Source organism: Enterococcus sp. DIV0840 (assembly GCF_050527835.1).
GTDB classification, from domain to species: Bacteria; Bacillota; Bacilli; order Lactobacillales; family Enterococcaceae; genus Enterococcus_L; species Enterococcus_L ureasiticus.
Genome location: NZ_CP172876.1, coordinates 3,443,770 through 3,461,315, shown reverse-complemented (window position 1 = coordinate 3,461,315; position 17,546 = coordinate 3,443,770). Strand labels below are relative to the sequence as shown.

Below are 17,546 nucleotides of genomic sequence, written 5' to 3'. Positions count from 1 at the left end.
TCTATGATGAGTCATGTTCTCTTTGAAAGAAGGCAAGTAAATGAAGAAAAAAGCAATTATTTGGTTAACAAGCATCATGTACATAGCGATAGCACTTTTTGTAATGCCTAACAATGTATCAGCAGATAAAGAAAGTGACAAAGCTACGGCTGGCGGATTTACCTATAAAGTAATCTATCCAGAGAATCAACATAAAGAAGTGAGCTATTTTGATTTGAGAATGAAACCAGGTCAAAAACAAACCACCGTTATACAAATGAGCAATAATTCGGATCAAGAAATTACGGTCGATGTCAGCTTGAACAGCACAAAAACAAACAGTAATGGTGTCTTAGAAAATGGACCTTCAAGTTTAGAGAAAGATCCTTCTTTAAAATACGACTTCGCTGAAATCGTAAAAGGTAAAGAATCAGTTGTGATCCCAGCAAAGCAAACGGTCGATTATTCGATTGATATCACAATGCCTGAAACTACATTTGACGGTGTTATTTCTGGTGGTATTTATATGATTCAAAGAGATCAAGAATCTGAAAAACAAGCAGGCATGATCAAAAATAAATATGCTTATTTAGTGGGCATGTTATTGACAGAAACAGATAAGAAAATTAAACCTGACTTAGAATTAAACAAAGTATATGCGGATCTAAAAAATTACCGCAATACAATCATCGTTGATTTTTCAAATACACAGTCGGCCTATCTGGATAATATGGCGGTAGATGTTCAAGTGATGAGTGAAAAATCTGATGAAGTCCTTTATGAAACGAAGCAGACAAAAATGCGTATGGCACCTAACTCTAAAATTAATTTTCCAATATCGATGAATGGCGAAAAAATGGTACCAGGAAATTATCGCGCCCATATTTTAGTGAGTGCCAAGACAGGTGAAAAATGGGAATGGGAAGAGAAATTTACCATTACAAATGAAGAAGCCGATAAATTTAACCAAGAAGACGTTAGTTTACTTCAGGAAAATCGGATCAATTGGCAATTGATCATCATGATTATTTTAGGTGTTCTAGTAGTGATCGTGATTATATTTGTTATTGTTCGACTTATAAATAAAAAGAAAAAAAAGAAGAAAAGAAAAGTTGCGGGACGTAAAAAGCGTTGATGTTGAAAAGTATAAGATGAAGTGTAGCAGGACGTGGGTACTATATGTTATCTAGCTCCTCGGAAAAAAGTCAAATGATGAATGAGGTAAAAAATACCACAGTCATCATTTCCTATTTTTCACTCGGAGCTAAGCGATCCCGCTACACTTTTATATTAGGAGGATAGAAGTATGTCATTACTGGATTGGGTATTTATCGGAACATTATCAAGTGCTATCCTCTTTGCGCTATTTTCTTTACTAAGCATTATTTTCCTTTTCAGCACTCGAAAGCAAGTCCGGCAATTTGCAAGAATCAGGACAAAAAACGCGCGAAAGCGCAAAAAAATCAAACGAGCATTGAAAAAAGCCAAAGCAAAACATAAGAAACAAGGTTGGAATCTGGTGATATGTATTATGTTTGCCTGCATTATGAGTGGGACGGCATTTTATGCACGTTACTACCAAGCGACGAATCTGGGAGAACGAGATTCAGAAGGAATTGTTCAAGGGTATTATTTACTCAATGAAACAAAGAATCAAATCAATACCTTGAGTGAGAGCGATAATCCAGAGAAAGCTGGGAATAATTTACGTGAATTAGCAGCGAAACTATCAAGCTTTGGGATGCGGGGACCCGATGGCCGATTAACAGCAGAAGGTCAAAGATCATTGACTCGTTATTATAATCAAGTCAAAGAGTTAGGATTAAATTTAAATAATCAAAGTGCTGAGATGATGGAGAATGCCCAAACGCGTGAAACGTACATCAACGATCTGCAAAAAGCGCAAAAAATCCAAGCAAAGATCATTACCTATTTTAAAATCAATGAAAATGCATTGAAACAAAAAAAATAAGCAGATGAAAATAATGAATGAAAAACAAAAGGGAAATCCCCGTAACAACACGAAGAAAAAACGTCCAAAAGCCCAAATAAACAAGGCACAACAAAACAGAAAACGAGTAAACAACACTTCTTTCAAAAAGAAAAAAAAGCTACGGAAACGAAGAAAACAAATAAAATCGACGAGAGAGCTTTGGAAAGAAATAGGAGTGACTATTTTTATCGTGCTCTTTCTTTTTATTATCATGGCGGCAACCATCTTTGCTTTGCCCAAAAGTGAAGGATATGGCATGGCGCCAATAGTCAACGATGGTGAGCGAGTTTTTGTGAACCGTTTTGGGACCGTTAGACGATTTGATTTGATCTATTTTAAAATACCAGATAGTGAAGAAAAATCGATTCGTCGCGTGATTGGGCTGCCAGGTGAGAGTGTTCAATACAAAAATGATCAACTTTTTATCAATCAACAAGAGACGATTGAGCGTTTTTTACAAAGCCAACTAAAACGAGCAGAACAAAATGAAGAGTTGTTGACAGATGATTTTCGTTTATCGCAAATTCCTAATACCAAATTAGATCGAATACCAAAAGGTAAATACTTAGTATTGGGAGATAATCGACCTTATTCGACAGACTCACGCTACTATGGATTAGTGGATGAAAAAGAGATCATTGGAACAGTCGAAATGAGAATTTGGCCCATACATAAGCTGACAAGCTACTAAAAATCAGAGGATAAACAGATGGATAAGAAAATAAAACATAAAAATCAACGAGCTAAAAAGAAGCGTAAACATAAACAATTATTAAATTTAGTATCAAATAGCGTATTTTTCCTTTGTGTCTGCCTATGCGTATTATTCTTATTCAAAGTGAAACCACATATTGTGGAAGGTTCCTCGATGTTTCCAACTTTAGAAAATGGCGATCGGATTTTTGTAAACAAAGGAGAAGTACCAAAACGATATTCGATCATAACACTCGACCCTCTGAAAAAGAAGAAAGAATCATATGTAAAGCGTGTAATCGGTTTGCCAGGTGATTCTATTTGGCTGGAGGGAACGAATTTATTTTTAAATCAGGAGAGGTCTAGTTTTGATTCGAAAAATAACAAGTCTACTCAACTTCCAGATGGCACGATCAAGATTACGGTAAATAAAGCTGTTGCACAAGAAATGAAAGGGATGAAACAGATTCCTAAAGATAATTACTTTGTGTTAGGGGACAATCGCAATCATTCAAATGACAGCCGCTCTTTTGGATTCGTTTCAACAAAACAAATTGAAGGAGTTGCAATGTATCGTTATTATCCATTAGATCGTTTAGGAAGACTTCACTAAAAATCGAATAGCAATAGAAAGGAATCTTATGAAAAAACAACTAGCACTATTTTTTTCAGGAAGAGTCAGATATGCCGCAGCAAGCTTTGTATTGCCTGTGCTGATAGTAGTCAGTATCTATCTTTCCATCGGTATTTATCCAGGAAGTAAAACGAGTATATTGGCTAGTGATGGATTTGGTCAGTATGTAAACTTTTTTGCTAGTTTTAACAATATGATGAAAAGTGATCAGAGTATTTTTTATACCTGGTCAGGTTCATTGGGGTTAAATTATCTGTCACTGGTTAGTTATTATTTAGGCGGGATTTTTACACCGCTCGTTTATTTTTTTGATAATCAGAATATGCCTGATTTTATTTATTATTTAACAGTGATGAAAATTGGTTTGATGAGTCTAGCCTTTTGGTTTTTTTCAACAAAGACGTTTCACCTACCTAAGTGGGGCGATTTGTTATTGGGTGTCAGCTATGCATTGATGGGATTTACGATTGCAAATTCGGAAATGGTCATGTGGTTGGATGGATTGATTTATTTCCCGTTAGTAATTCTAGGGATAAATCTTATCATGGACAAGCGCAGTCCAGGACTTTTATTTATCAGTTATTTTCTTTTGTTTATTTCCAATTTTTATATTGGTTTTATGATCGGTGTGTATTCGGTTCTTTATTTTATTGTCCGTTTATTTACGGATCAAAAGCGTTACGTAAAATGTTTGCCAAGTTATTTGTTTACCTCGCTACTAGCAGGAGGGGCTTCAATGATTTTACTTTTGCCGACGTTGATCGATTTACATACAAATGGAGAAGTGTTGACTGCAGTAAAAAGTTGGAAAACGGCTGCTACAGGACCTTGGGATTTGATCATAAAAAATATGGTTGGGGTTTATGATACAACGCGTTATAGTTCGATTCCGTTTATATATGTGGGCTTGTTGCCGCTCGTTTTTTGTGTATTTTTCTTTCTGAGTAAAAAAATAATCATACGCGATAAAATCTGTTATGGGATTTTACTGATCATATTGATCGTCAGCTTTTATGTGGAACCATTGAATTTATTTTGGCACGGATTACATGCACCGAATATGTTTCTTTTTAGGTTTAGTTTCTTATTTTCTTTCACAATTTTACTGTTGGCTGGACATGGTTGGTCGGTGTACAAAAAAGAAAATTTTGAGCAGCTAGTCAATATTTTTATTGGATTGATGGTGCTGTTTACAGTTGTTCGTATAGTTACAGCCAAAAGTCGTGATTACGAGTACTTGACCTATACGTCATTTATTCTAACCTTGGTTTTTCTAGCGGCATATTTGATTTTCTTCTTTTTCATCTATAAAGGCAGAGGGCAAACGAAGATGTTTATTTGTCTGTTTATGGGCATTTATTTCTTAGAATTAGGGATGAATACGCAATTGTTAGTGAAAGGGATCGAAAACGACTGGGGCTATGCACAGCGTTCAAATTATGACGAAGATTATCAAGATATTCAAAAGTTAGTAAAACAAACAAAAGATGAAAACAAGGACTTTTATCGTATGGAAAATATCACGGATAGTTCGCCTAATGAAAGTTTTCGTTATGGGTATAGCGGTATCGGAATGTTTTCCTCAATCAGAAATAGGCATTCTTCTTTTTATATGAATACACTAGGTTTTCGCTCGTATGATACAAATCTCTCTATTCGTTATCAAAATAATACCCTTTTGATGGATGCACTGATGGGTGTCAGATACAATCTGTCAAAAGCTGATATATCTAAAGCTGGTTTTGAGAAGATTAACACGAGCGGGGCGTATCAACTGTATAAAAACCAATATGCATTGCCAATGGGAATATTGACGGATGAGGCGATTTATGATGAAGATATCGCTAATGATCCGGCCAGTCTATTGTCTGAACTTGCTGGCGTCAAAGAAGCGCTTTATACAACAGCTTTTCCAGAAATAATTGAAACTGAAAATACGACGTTAAGCGAAGGGGTTAAATATGATCGTAACACATTGATTTTAAAGGCCGAGGATAAGGATAAACCAATGAAAATCAAGTGGAAAGTCAATGTAAATCCTCATTCCCAACTATATCTAGATTTATTTCCAGCCAATTTTGCGGGTCAGGATCGGACAAAAGTAGAGGTACGATCAGCTAAACAGAAAACAAATACTCAATTAGCAAAGACAGGGCAATTTTATTCCTTAGGCGACTATGAAAAAGCACAGGAAATCACAGTGGAAACAACATTTTCTTATACGGAGCAGCTAGAATTGTTTGAACCGACTGTGATGTTGTTGAATACCGTCAAATTTGAAGAGGCAATGCAAAAAGCTAAAGAGAAAGGAGTCGATTTTCAAGTTAGCGGACGTAGGGCAACGGCTGAGATTACAACTGAAAAAGAGCGCGTTCTATTCACAACGATTCCAGCTGATAAAGGCTGGCAAGTGAAAATAGATGGGAAACTAGTGCCAATCCGTACAATCAATGATGGACTGCTGAGTATTTCGGTCCCAGCAGGTAAACATCAAGTGGGATTTATCTATTTACCGCAAGGCGTATTAACGGGAACTGTTTTGTTTATCTTTTGCGTGACCGCTTTTAGTGTGTATCAATACTATCTGATTCGCCACGGAAAAGATCCATTTTACGAATAAAGGGCGGTGTAAAATAGATGAAAAAAGCAAGAATTTTAATTTTTTGTTGCTGTTTACTTCTTGTAGGCTGTACAAATGGAATCGAAAAAAATAATTCTGAACAGAAGAATGATGGAGCGAACTGGTCAAAAAAACGGACCAATTTATTTAGTTCGATGGACTATCCAGAACTTTCTAAAAAGGATGCTGGAAAGTTGATGGAAGACAAGTTCGATTTGATGATACCACCCTTTTTTGAACAGTCATTAGCATTAATGCAAAAAATATTGATGACAGAGGATGAGTCGGAGTTTACGATAAAAAGTGATGCAGAAATTCTGACGATCCAAGGAAAGCTTAAAGCGGGAAAAGAGAATACTTCTCCCAACTATGCTGTATCAGCCGAAGCTCAGTTTCAAGTAAATCAGCAAAAGCAACAAGTTTATTTGACGAAGCAGTGGATACTGATTCAAAATAGTTCTGCAGACAGTGAGCTGCCGGGAGAATCTGTTTTGTTGTTATTGAGGAAACTAGGTAAAGTGATGGAATTGCCGGATTTAGATCAGGTAATCAAAAATGCTGAGAAAAAAATCGCAGAAGTGAACGACAAGAATTCCAATCAGCTGATTGAAATATACAATGACAGTCAAATGGAACAACAGCATACTAGTCGTATCCTGACTATATCCTATGATAAGAAGAATTGTTTTAAAGAAATATATGGATTGATTTCTATTGAGTAATCATTAAAATAAAGCGAGACGATGATACAAAGCAAAATGTTGTATCATCGTCTCGCTTTTTGTGCGGATTAAGTTACTTTGTCTAATATAGAGAAAACGGTGAGGTATAGATGTCAGATGATTTCAAATAAGTTAGATGGAAAAAACGAGTTAATATAAAATAAAGATAGTTATAATGTGTTTTTCATTAAATTTTCTTACGGTAATTAAGTTTTTGATAAGTAAACCGAAATAAAATGTATTTATTTTTCTTTTATTATGTGAAAGTATGTTTTATAAAGAGGAGCTTAATCATGAAAAAAATGATCGTTAGCATATTTATTTTAATAACGGCATTATTCTTATTGCCACTATCAAGCGAAGCAGCACAACTCAATTTTTATGATATCGACACGCTTAGTCCCAAAGAACAAGCTGAACTTATTAAAGATAAGCCTTCAATAAGTTCAGAGCATGAACAATACAATCTCGTTTATCAAAAGTCTTTGGATGGTGTTGGAACGGATAGTCCTACTGATTCAGAATCTCAACTGGGTCAGAATAATGCTGGAACAACGTCAAAACCAATGAATCAATCTAGTTTACCAAAAGCTGGAGAGCTGGATCATGCTAGTTTACTATTATGCGGCAGTGGGTTTATTGTCATTAGTCTATTTGTCTTATATAAACGAAAAAAATATAGTAAATTGTTATTGAGCATTATTGTTCCAGCAGCGATAGGAACGACTTCGATGACGGCTCTAGCAGTAGGAGTGCCGCTGATTCCCGCAGAGAATATCTCGATTTCTGAGGGTGAAGTGAAAAGTATTAAGCCTACTGTAATTGAAGGATATACTTACGTAGGTTACTACCCAGTTTCACAAACGAATCCGCCAAAAGTTGAGTCAACGATTCTAGTCCGTTATGTTGATGGCAATAACAATGAGCTCCATGATTCGCAAACCATTACTGGCACAATTGGTGAGAACTATGACGTATCTACAGAACAATATAAATTACCGATTCAAGGTTATATTTTGAATGAAGCCAAGTTACCAGGGAATGCTAGGGGTATGTTTGAAGAAAAAGAACAAACAGTTGTTTATGAATATGAAAAAGAGATTGATAATTTAAGTACTGTGACCGTTCAATATTTAGATCAAAATGGCACTGAAATTATGGATTCTGATATTTTGAAAGGTGAAATAGGTCAGGCATTTCATGTAGAAAAAAAAAATATCGCAAATTTTTTGTTTGAACATACAGAAGATGATCTTGACGGAGTATTTTCGGCAAATAAAAAGGTAATTAAATTATATTACACAGATGAAGTGAAGATAAACATTCACTATGTTGATAAATATACAAAAGCGCCACTTACGTTGAATTCTCTTACCCCGTATATAGAGTACTTACGTCCTGATGTAAGCGATATTGATGGCTATTATTACACGAGCTCGTACAATGGGAAAGCATATACGCTAAATAGTATTGTAGATCCGGATCAATTGACTGTAAAAGTTGGGACGGATTATGAATTTCCGAAAGAAATGAAGTTTTTAATAACGAAACCAGACGGACAAGTAATGAATCAGTTTTACTTTCCCAAATTTATTGAAATGCCTAACGGTTCGCTGATCGCCGCTGTGGCCAGTTATTCAAACTTCCCATATTTCAGTGAAAAACCAGAATATATACCAATAAATTATAAAGGAACTGCAGATCAACTTGAGATTGATGTTACCTATGAAATAAGCTTTATATCAACTCAGATTCCAGAACCGTAATTTTTTACTAAATACAAATAAGCATGAGATGAACTTTTCAAAGTTTTTATCTCATGCTTATTTTTTTGATTTGATAATCATTTATTTGTTATGAACGGGTCGAACCAAATAGAAAAATTCCAGAAAGTTTGCCTAACAATTCTCCATATTGAGTTGTTTGATTACTTCCAGGTGGCTCGACTGCCATTGGATACTTAACATTGAGCATTTTTGAAGGAAGAGGGATCGTTTTTTTTCGGTAAACAAACACAATTTCTTGGGGCTCATCTGTAAATTTCCCCTCTTGAAGAGCAGACTCATTTACTAATTCCCAGAATTGACGTTCTTCTTCTTTTGCATAATACACAATTGTTGCGGGTTGGCTAATGAGCAAAATAATCAGAAAGGTTGTTAACAAACAAACACTAAAAAACATGATTCTTTTCATTTTCGACCTCCCTTAATTCAATCACTAGGTCAGCGAATTTAGCCCAATCAGACGAAGTAGGCGGTTGTTTCCAAATAATTTGACGACAACTCGCTTCATGTAGGCGATAATCAGATAAAAAGACATGGGTTTCGTTATTAAATTTTTCTTGAATCCTGACATTTAAATCACGAAAACGCCGTAAACTCTGACAGATATATTCTGTATATGCTATGCCATGTGAAAAATCGATATAAATATTGATTGGTTGTCCTAATTGTGAAGGCTCTAAGAGAGACAACACGGAAAACATTATGTCGTAGTAAAGTTTTGCTTGATCATTTTTGGAAAGTTCTAAAGATAATAGAAAATGATTTTTTCGGATGAATCGCAATATTAATTTATGTATTGGATAATAAACCTCAGCAAAATAGCTGTATGCGGCGGTTTCTACAAATGTAGTATAACCTTGTTTAAAAATGGATAGACTGAGTAGTTTTTTTAAGAATGAATTATACAACTGTTCTTTTTGCCTGTCCGTGACTTGAAATTGACTTGCTAAACGCTCAGTTAGTTCCTGTGCGGCATTTTGGTTTTGTATAAATAATTCTTGGTTAAACGTTAATTCGGTTGTAAACATATCTGAAACAAATAGAAAGGCTAATAAGTAGTTACTTTCCTTGAAATTTTCAGGTCTAGCTTCCTTTGTTGAATAAAGGGCTTGCTCAATCATAATCATTTGCTGTTCCATTGATTGTTGCATCTTTTCATTGATAGAACAAAGGTTTTCTCTCAATTCATGGTATTTTTTTATTCTCACGTATATGATGTGAATAAATAAGGCTAACTTCTTTTTCTGAAAAAAAGTTAAGTCTAAACGGAAATGGGTAGTCAACAGCTGTAATAGTTGTTGAACAGCTTGATCACTTTCTTTAGAAAAAGGATACTCTTCTCCAAAAAAGAAATAAGAAACAAGATCAAAAATGATCGATCGGACTTTCATCTCATCGCCAGTCAGTCTATTTTTTTGAACAGCGATCCGTTCTTTCTTTAAATAAGATAAAACTTTGTTGCGTATTTGATAAAGAGTTGTTTTGGCTATATGCTGTTCCTCTTGAAATTTTTTTATCGTTTTTTCTTCCACTAACACCTCAATAAAAAAGCGGAACTTTAAGGAACGCTGCGCATAATCATGTTGGACTTTTTGGATTATATCATTTGAGATGGGTGGATAGAACAATTCATCGTAAATTTCTTCAGAAATGCTTAACTCTGGGCATTCCACATTTAATTCTGTTATATATTTTTCCAATAAAAACTTTGATAAACCTGTCAATTCTATTAATCTTTTTTGTGTTAAATATTGGTCATTATAGAGTTGTAAGGTCATAAGCAATTTTAATTTATCGTGGTCTTCGTCATCTAAAAAATCTAGGTATTCCATTACTTTCTCCCTGATCTTGGTGTAAAAGTGCTCTAACAATCGCTGTGTGTCAGTCCCACAACGATTGCTGGAGCAGAGGTTTCACCATCGTTTATTTTAATTTCTTTGCAGTTACTGTATAAGATTCCCCAATTTTTCCTGTTATTGTATTTGGCGCGGCTAATTCATTTCCCTGTTCATCTACAAATTTTATAGTCACTGATCCTGTACCTCGGCCATTTCCCTGTTTTTTCTTCGGCAGTTCTTCAGAGACAGCCTTTTTTTCAGAGAATGAAAATGTTTTTGGAAGTAAACTGGGGATCAACGATTGTTCGTTCGTTTTTTTGGAATTCTCAGACTGAGTTGTAAGTGGTTGAGTAAGTCTCCTATTACTAGAGGTAGTTCCAAGGTTAAGATATTCTATTGGTGAAACAAGTCGTAGACGAGAAGCTTCACCTGCCAAAGGGATTAACGGCCTCTCATTTTTTTTATAAATATAGCGTATGGTTTGCGGGTGACTAGTAAAGAATCCCTTGTTATTTTCGGGCATTTCGTCAAGTTGCCAACTAGGTATTTGTTTATTTGTTGACTCAAAAGGCGTATCAAGCTTTCCACTCAGTACCTCTGTTTCTGCAAGTTTATTGTTATCTGTATCTAGATATTGAACTGTTACAGGTGCACCAAGTGCCTTTTCATAGATAAACCTGATTTCCTGTGTGTTTGGTGTAAAAGATCCGCTGGAATTCTCCGATGTAGTCTTTAGAACCCAGCTACTGATTTCTTTTGGCACAGCATTGAAAGGCGCGTCGATTTTTCCATTTAAAACAGTTGGTTCATCTATATCATGTAATGTCTCGTCCAGATAGCGGACTGTTACGGGCGCACCAAGTTTTTTTTCATAGATAAAAATAAATTCTTGCGGGTTCTGTGTAAAGGTTCCTTCTGTATTCTCCGGTGTAGATTTCACTATCCAATTGTCGAGTTCTTTTGGTAAAACACTAAAAGCTGCATCGATTTTTCCGTTTAAAACAGTAGGCTCACTAATTGGGTTCCCAGCGTCATCCAGATAGCTGACAGTCACAGGCGCACCATCTTGAGGTTCGTCGGTCACATTGAATTGTTGTAGATAAGTGCCAGCGGAAATGGAATAAAAACCATAATTTTCTGGTTGTACATAACTTCCTGCTGGATTATTCATTCGGGTGTTGTATGTAAAACTAGTTAGAGCGTCAAATTCCTCTTCCGTAATAGCTAAAACGGTGACTCCTTGATCTGTGATTTGCAATTGCTCCTCTGGTAATTGTGAGCCATTAAATCCAAGCTTCGTTTCATTAGCAGAAGTCGATGTTGTAAAAGGAGGTACATAACCATCAAAATTCGTTAGTCGATTAGGCATTACCGAAAATGGGATAAAAACTGTTTGTTGCGCACGATCATAGGTCAATGCGGTTCGACTGATTGTTGCAGGCATGTTTGTTCGCCCAATATTTTGTCCAAATGCTGCTAAGTCGTTAAGCGCTGGAAAGTCATTAATAACTGTAAAATCTACGATGCCACAAAACTGAACAGAGATCGAACGCAATTTCGGTAGTTCTTTCAATGGTTCAAGCGTTGTGATATTGATATTTGAATCTAAATAGAGTCGTTCAAGATTCATCAAGTGGGCAAACATAGGCAATATATCATCACTTAATCGTCTGGAATTCACAGAGATATGGGTAATTCCAGTACTTTTGCTTAAATCTGGGAAATTAGCTGATGTTAAATAGTTGCCATCTATATTTATATAAGTAAGAGATGATAGTTGTTCTAAAGGACTAAAATCAGTCACATTATTTGTATTTAGAAAGAGAGAACTTAAATTCGTTGCATATTCTAATCCTGATAAACTGCTGATTTGTGTAGAAAATTCGTTCGATAGTGTTAAGGAAGTTATCGATTCCATATCTTGATTTGTAAGTTCGCTGTTGGCAGGTTTTCCTAATTTCGACAAAAGAGCTTCCTTTAGGGCTTTATCAGGAACGGGTACTATCATTAAATCAGTTTTCTTAGGAGTCAGATCAGGATTGGAAGATTGAATAGAAGAATTATACGTAGAGAAGTCGGAAGAATTCATGTGTTCAATTGCTGTCATACCCTGTTTGTTGATTGCGATCGCTTCAATGGACATGCTTGCTGAAGCATAAACTCCAAAGCAGAGCACCGAAGATAAAAGTACTTTTTTTAAATTGTTCAATGTTATTACACCTCAGTAAATATAGTAGTGAAATAAAAATCAGTTTATTTATATATATGTAATTTAAGTGTTTTTACACATTTGTTGAATAGGAATTTAAAAAAATATATAAAATGATAAACCGTTCTTTTGAAATCACTTTTTTTATATTGAAAAGATTGCTTTTAAGAAAAAAGAAATCCACTAATATAGTACACTTTTTCACTAGTAACATCTATAAGGAATGTTGCTTTTTTTCTTTATTTTTTGGTGATTTCGTAAAAAACATGAACTTTCTAAAATAAACTGAAAAAAATTTTATTTAGAGTGATTGTATTTTAGTTGGAACTGAAAGAATATTAAGTAAGAGAAATACAAATAATTATGATTTGTTTTTGATATTATTTTTATGAAAAATGAATAGGAGAGAAATACTATGATGGTTGGGATACTTAACAAAAATAGCAGTGAGAGCTTTATGGACCGTCAAACCTCTGCTTATTTACCAGAAAGTAAAAAAGTGGTTGATGAGAGTGACTTAAAAGATATAGATGCATTGCTTATTTTTAAAAATCAGACATTTAGTATCGTTGAGATTTGTGAATGGGTTATCAAAACCAAAACGTATCGATCCATTCCAATATGGATAGCGACTTCTGAGAAAAAGCTAGAAGAGAAAAGTATTTATTTACAATTAGGTGTTTGTGGGATATTTGAAGAAAGCTACACGATTGAAGAGATAGATCTGTCGATCCGTAATAGTTTAAATACAATGAAATCCAATCAGCAGATGAGAACCAAAGAAGAGTTGGGCTTTCAATTAGATCCTTTAAAATTATGTTTATCTTTAGAAAATACAAGTGTTTCACTGACAAAGCTCGAATTTTTTCTAGTCTCTCTTCTTTATGAAAACAAGGAGGAAGTTTGCACGTATGAAATGCTTACAGAATCTCTTTTGGGAGAAAAGTTTGAATTATTTGGTGAAATCGGACAAAGCAGAGTCGCCAACATTGTTTGTAAAATCCGAGCAAAAATAGCACAAGCAACGGATGGGAAATCAGAGCTGATCAAAACGATACGATCAAGAGGCTATATGCTGACTTTATCTGCATAAGACAAGGTATTTTATAGTAGAGAGGGGGTGAGTGAGGTAGTCTGTCGATCAAATAAAAAAGGCAAATCTCCCTACAAATAGAGTGGCTGCTGGGGAACAAAAGAGTATCGTAAAAAAAGATCGTTCATTTAAAACAGAGGGGAGGCAACTATGAAAAAATTAATCCAATCTAGTATTTGTTTACTGCTCTTATTCGTCCCGTTTACCGGAACAATTGCAGAAGCCTCTGGGAAAACGCAATCTGATATTACTTTTATTCAAGGTGATCAGCCAAAAAAGCCAATTATTGATACTATTTTTTCTGGGAATAAAAAAGGAATACTCCCACATACTGGGGAGCAACTAAGCTTATATTTACTTATCATTGGAATTTGTCTTTTGATCTTCATTTACTTAGGGTTTCATTTTAAAAATAAAAACACACGAAAGAAGGAACAAGAATGAAAAAGAAATTTGTTGCAAGTTTATTATTAAGCGGGTTGGTATTAAGTTACTCAACGACAGGAGTTTATGCAGAAGAAACAACAGCTTCAGGGAAAACGAAAGCTGAAACAGAATTTACAGCCGGAGATCGTCCAGATCCATCAAAACCAGAAGAAGGACCAAAAGACCCTAATCCATTAGATCCTGATCCAGACCCGACAGATCCAACGAAACCTAAACCATTACCAGAAGCAAATAATGTTTATGTAACGCACCTACCAGACATCTCATTTGGATCGAATAAAACAGAGTTGAAGACAACGGAATACGAAGCATTAACGGAAAAAAGAACGAAGGGGCAAGGTACAGAAACATTTTATATGCCTCACTCAGTTCAAGTAGCTGATTTATCTGGGAATAGTGAAACAAAATGGAAATTAAGCGTCCAACAAGATGACGTATTCCAAACAAGTGATAGCACTCCGAAAAAATTAGACAATTCTCGTATCCGCATTTATGGTAATACGTTAACAAGTACAGCGTATGCAGCAGCAGATTTAGCAGATAAAGTTTCTGGCGTCGCGTTAGATAAAACAGATGAGTTTGGCGCATTTTCTACGATTCCAGTCAAAAGTGACACGCCAGACGAATTAGTAGTGTTAGAAAACAAAACAGCTGGTTTTACCTTGAATTCTTATACTTCTTCTGTTTTTAGAAATAGCTATGTAGAAGAAGATTATGATGCAACTAAATCACCTGCTGCGAATCGATATGAAGGGGTCAAATTAAATGTACCAGCAAGTGACCAATCACAAGCTAAAGCCTATTCGACTAATTTGACATGGACACTGACAGTAGAACCATAAAAATTGGAAACTTTAAGTAGAAAAAAGTAGCAAAGACAAGGAGCGAAAAAATGAATACAACAATAAAAAGAATTTTAGGATTAAGTTTAGTAACAATGGGGACATTAAGCTTAGCGACACCTGCTTTTGCCGAAACAGGAGCAGTAAAAACAGACGGGAAAGCGTCATTTGTCCCTCAAACTGGTGATATCAACACAATTAAACCAGGTACAGATGAGAAAATAGACATCGTGGATGGAAACAATGAACGTGTAAACGTAGAAAATATTCAATTGATGCATGTACCAGATTTTGATTTTGGCAGCAACGAAACCAGTGTCGATACTAAAAATTATGATGCTATTTATGAACATTATCAAAAATCAGGTGACACAACAAAATATGCAATTCCACACTTTGTACAAGTAGGGGATGTTTCCGGTGTCCAAGGAACGGCTTGGGCTGTGATGGTTGAGCAAGATGCTTTATTTAAAGAAACAGGTGGGCACTCATTAAAAGCCTCTAGGGTCAATTTTTATAACCAAACATTGACAAACAATGTTCAAACTGGAAATGTGGCGGATGTCATCACAGGATTGACGATTCCAAGTGATAGTTCTGTTCAAGTTCCTGTAAAAGGTGTTGATACAACAGGAAGTGTTGCTGTACTAACATCTAAAGTTGGAAAAACAGACCAAACAACAACAAACGGAACGATCAGTTCTGTTGTTTTCCAAAAAGATTATGATGAAGCGAATTATGGAAAAGCAGGCTCACCAGCGTTAACAGATAAAAATACAGATGTAAAACTAAACGTTCCACAAAGCGATGGGGTACAAGCCAAAGCTTACGGAGCTAAATTAAATTGGACCTTAACAGTTGGACCATAAAGTCTAAGATTTTATTGGTAGAAAGTTCCATTTCTAGGAACTTTTTACCAATTTTGTTAGAAAGGAAAAATGTATGAGTGTACTAAAACGAGCAATAGCTTGGAAATGGCAACTACTTTTCTTCTTGAGTGTACTGATAGTGGGGCCGTTTTCTACAGCATATGGGGAAAAAATCCCTATATCAGTTAAAGCCATTTTACCAGACAACCAAGTCACAAAAGACGCCGGTTATTATGATTTGAAAGTCAATCCGGGAGAAAAACAGGAACTCTCTTTTCAGCTTTATAATCAAGGAGATAAAGACGCAACAGTCAATATAAACATCAATCCAGCTTACACAGGCGATGGCGGTTCATTTGTTTATACAGAAGACGAAACCAACAAAGATTCTTCTTTAAAATTTCCCTTATCAAGTATTGCGACATCAGAACAAACGGTCAGTATCCCAGCTAAAGGAACAACTGTGACGAAAGTAACACTAGATATTCCAAGCGAGCCTTTTGAAGGCCTGATTTTGGGCGCTATTCGTGTTACAAGTGCAGATGCAGGGGAAAAGAAAAAGGAAGAGACGAAAAAAGGCTTTAATATTTCGAATAATTTTGCCTATTCAGTCGCGATTCGTTTAAGAGAATCAGATGATCTACCCAAATCAGATTTAGCACTCAAAAAAGTCTTCGCCTCACAAGTTGCAGGGCGCAATACCGTAAAAGTGAATCTGCAAAATCCAACAGCGACAATCATCGACACTGTTTCCTATGATGCTGCAGTCAGTAAAAAAGGAGAAAATGCACCTTTACATGAGACAAAAGTAAAGGGCTACCGAGTGGCGCCAAATACCAATTACAATGTCCCAATCAGTTGGGAAAACCAACCTTTTACAGCTGGTACCTATGTTGCCAAAGTCAAAGCCAAATCAGAAGATACAGGACAAGAATGGACATTTGATCAAGAGTTTGTAATCAGTGCCAAAGAAGCAAAAGAGCTAAACGAACAAGCAGTAGATCTTGAAAAAGACTATATGACCTATGTTCTGATCGGTGCAGGGATCTTTGCTATACTAGTCATTTTTCTAATTATTTTATTGATTGTTTTATCCAAAAGGAAGAAAAAACGAAAAGAACAAGCAAGACGAGCGCGCCAAAAAAAGCAAAAAAAAGGAAAAGAACATGACAAACGAAAACAACGACCAACTGATAAGCGAACTTCCCCAAGTTCAGGAAAAAATAGACGAAGATAAACAAAAATCACTTTCTTTTTACATTACGTTATCATTACTTGTATTTGTTCTAATAAGCGGCGGGATTGCTGGATATATCTGTTATCCATTTGTTGTGAAATTAAATGGAAATTGGTTATCGACTGATAACACGATTCATTTAAAAAGCCATGGCAAAAACTGGGAATTGGCAATTGCTGATTACCAAAAAACAAAAGGTTTTACGCTCGTCTATACAGGAACGTGGAAAGCCGCGGGAGTCAATAAGTACGATGGGAAACAAGTGAAATTATTAGCCAAAATAGAAAAAGGAGTCTTTTCTGAAGAAAATATCAGTACTTTAGAAAAAAAGTCAGACTTGTATACGATTCTTGATCAGAATGAAGAAGAACTGACGTTGCAGTACACAAAAAAAGGAATCCAACAAATTCAATCAGGTTCTAATTTGAATACAGTCGTACATATGACGCTAGAAAATATTCATTGGAATAAGCAAAAAGAAAAACTATATCTAAATAGTCGTTACTTTTCTAATGAACGGATTGAATTTACGCATAAAAATGAAAAATAAACATAGGGTGTTGTTGAACATTGGACGAAACGAGAG

16 protein-coding genes are annotated in these 17,546 nt (G+C 35.4%); 13 read left to right on the top strand and 3 right to left on the bottom strand.

Annotation, left to right across the window (positions count from 1 at the left end):
- Positions 1 to 40 precede the first annotated feature (40 nt).
- The 7 genes from IGL98_RS16545 to IGL98_RS16515 all read left to right on the top strand — a co-directional run bounded on the left by IGL98_RS16545 (position 41) and on the right by IGL98_RS16515 (position 8,407).
- On the top strand, positions 41 to 1,114 hold the full coding sequence (locus tag IGL98_RS16545) for a DUF916 and DUF3324 domain-containing protein (protein ID WP_206912501.1): 1,074 nt from the start codon (positions 41 to 43) through the stop codon (positions 1,112 to 1,114).
- A gap of 171 nt (positions 1,115 to 1,285) precedes the next feature.
- Positions 1,286 to 1,951, top strand: a complete 666-nt coding sequence (locus IGL98_RS16540; RefSeq protein ID WP_206843230.1) for a hypothetical protein — start codon at positions 1,286 to 1,288, stop codon at positions 1,949 to 1,951.
- Positions 1,952 to 1,964: 13 nt separating this feature from the next.
- A complete protein-coding gene (gene lepB, locus IGL98_RS16535; RefSeq protein ID WP_206843229.1) occupies positions 1,965 to 2,663 on the top strand; it encodes a signal peptidase I in 699 nt (232 codons plus the stop codon).
- Between the two features lie 18 nt (positions 2,664 to 2,681).
- A complete protein-coding gene (lepB, locus tag IGL98_RS16530) occupies positions 2,682 to 3,278 on the top strand; it encodes a signal peptidase I (RefSeq protein WP_206843227.1) in 597 nt (198 codons plus the stop codon).
- A 28-nt stretch (positions 3,279 to 3,306) separates the two neighbouring features.
- Entirely contained in the window at positions 3,307 to 5,919 is a 2,613-nt protein-coding gene (locus IGL98_RS16525) for a YfhO family protein (protein ID WP_206912499.1), read from the top strand.
- A 17-nt stretch (positions 5,920 to 5,936) separates the two neighbouring features.
- The gene (locus tag IGL98_RS16520) at positions 5,937 to 6,641 is read left to right on the top strand and encodes a hypothetical protein (RefSeq protein WP_206843224.1); all 705 of its coding nucleotides are present in this window, start codon (positions 5,937 to 5,939) and stop codon (positions 6,639 to 6,641) included.
- Positions 6,642 to 6,934: 293 nt separating this feature from the next.
- Positions 6,935 to 8,407, top strand: a complete 1,473-nt coding sequence (locus tag IGL98_RS16515; RefSeq protein WP_206843223.1) for a MucBP domain-containing protein — start codon at positions 6,935 to 6,937, stop codon at positions 8,405 to 8,407.
- A gap of 88 nt (positions 8,408 to 8,495) precedes the next feature.
- Here IGL98_RS16515 and IGL98_RS16510 read toward each other — a convergent pair whose 3' ends face one another.
- The 3 genes from IGL98_RS16510 to IGL98_RS16500 all read right to left on the bottom strand — a co-directional run bounded on the left by IGL98_RS16510 (position 8,496) and on the right by IGL98_RS16500 (position 12,472).
- Entirely contained in the window at positions 8,496 to 8,834 is a 339-nt protein-coding gene (locus IGL98_RS16510; RefSeq protein WP_206912497.1) for a MucBP domain-containing protein, read from the bottom strand.
- Positions 8,812 to 10,257, bottom strand: coding sequence for a helix-turn-helix domain-containing protein (locus IGL98_RS16505; RefSeq protein WP_206912489.1), 1,446 nt, complete (start codon positions 10,255 to 10,257; stop codon positions 8,812 to 8,814). The genes IGL98_RS16510 and IGL98_RS16505 overlap by 23 nt, the downstream gene beginning before the upstream one ends.
- A 91-nt stretch (positions 10,258 to 10,348) precedes the next feature.
- The gene (locus IGL98_RS16500) at positions 10,349 to 12,472 is read right to left on the bottom strand and encodes a MucBP domain-containing protein (RefSeq protein ID WP_206912480.1); all 2,124 of its coding nucleotides are present in this window, start codon (positions 12,470 to 12,472) and stop codon (positions 10,349 to 10,351) included.
- A gap of 415 nt (positions 12,473 to 12,887) precedes the next feature.
- On the opposite strand from IGL98_RS16500, the gene IGL98_RS16495 reads away from it, so the two are divergent.
- The 6 genes from IGL98_RS16495 to IGL98_RS16470 all read left to right on the top strand — a co-directional run bounded on the left by IGL98_RS16495 (position 12,888) and on the right by IGL98_RS16470 (position 17,510).
- Positions 12,888 to 13,565 carry a winged helix-turn-helix domain-containing protein gene (locus IGL98_RS16495; protein ID WP_206912478.1) on the top strand — a complete coding sequence of 226 codons (678 nt, stop codon included), beginning with the start codon at positions 12,888 to 12,890 and terminating at the stop codon, positions 13,563 to 13,565.
- A gap of 150 nt (positions 13,566 to 13,715) precedes the next feature.
- The gene (locus tag IGL98_RS16490; RefSeq protein ID WP_206843217.1) at positions 13,716 to 14,009 is read left to right on the top strand and encodes an LPXTG cell wall anchor domain-containing protein; all 294 of its coding nucleotides are present in this window, start codon (positions 13,716 to 13,718) and stop codon (positions 14,007 to 14,009) included.
- A complete protein-coding gene (locus IGL98_RS16485) occupies positions 14,006 to 14,854 on the top strand; it encodes a WxL domain-containing protein (RefSeq protein ID WP_206912476.1) in 849 nt (282 codons plus the stop codon). The genes IGL98_RS16490 and IGL98_RS16485 overlap by 4 nt, the downstream gene beginning before the upstream one ends.
- 50 nt (positions 14,855 to 14,904) lie before the next feature.
- Positions 14,905 to 15,723 (top strand): WxL domain-containing protein, encoded by an 819-nt coding sequence (locus IGL98_RS16480; RefSeq protein WP_206843215.1) that lies wholly within the window; start codon positions 14,905 to 14,907, stop codon positions 15,721 to 15,723.
- A gap of 73 nt (positions 15,724 to 15,796) precedes the next feature.
- The gene (locus IGL98_RS16475) at positions 15,797 to 16,960 is read left to right on the top strand and encodes a DUF916 and DUF3324 domain-containing protein (protein ID WP_206843214.1); all 1,164 of its coding nucleotides are present in this window, start codon (positions 15,797 to 15,799) and stop codon (positions 16,958 to 16,960) included.
- Positions 16,890 to 17,510, top strand: coding sequence for a hypothetical protein (locus tag IGL98_RS16470; RefSeq protein WP_206843213.1), 621 nt, complete (start codon positions 16,890 to 16,892; stop codon positions 17,508 to 17,510). The genes IGL98_RS16475 and IGL98_RS16470 overlap by 71 nt, the downstream gene beginning before the upstream one ends.
- The last annotated feature ends 36 nt before the right edge of the window (positions 17,511 to 17,546 follow it).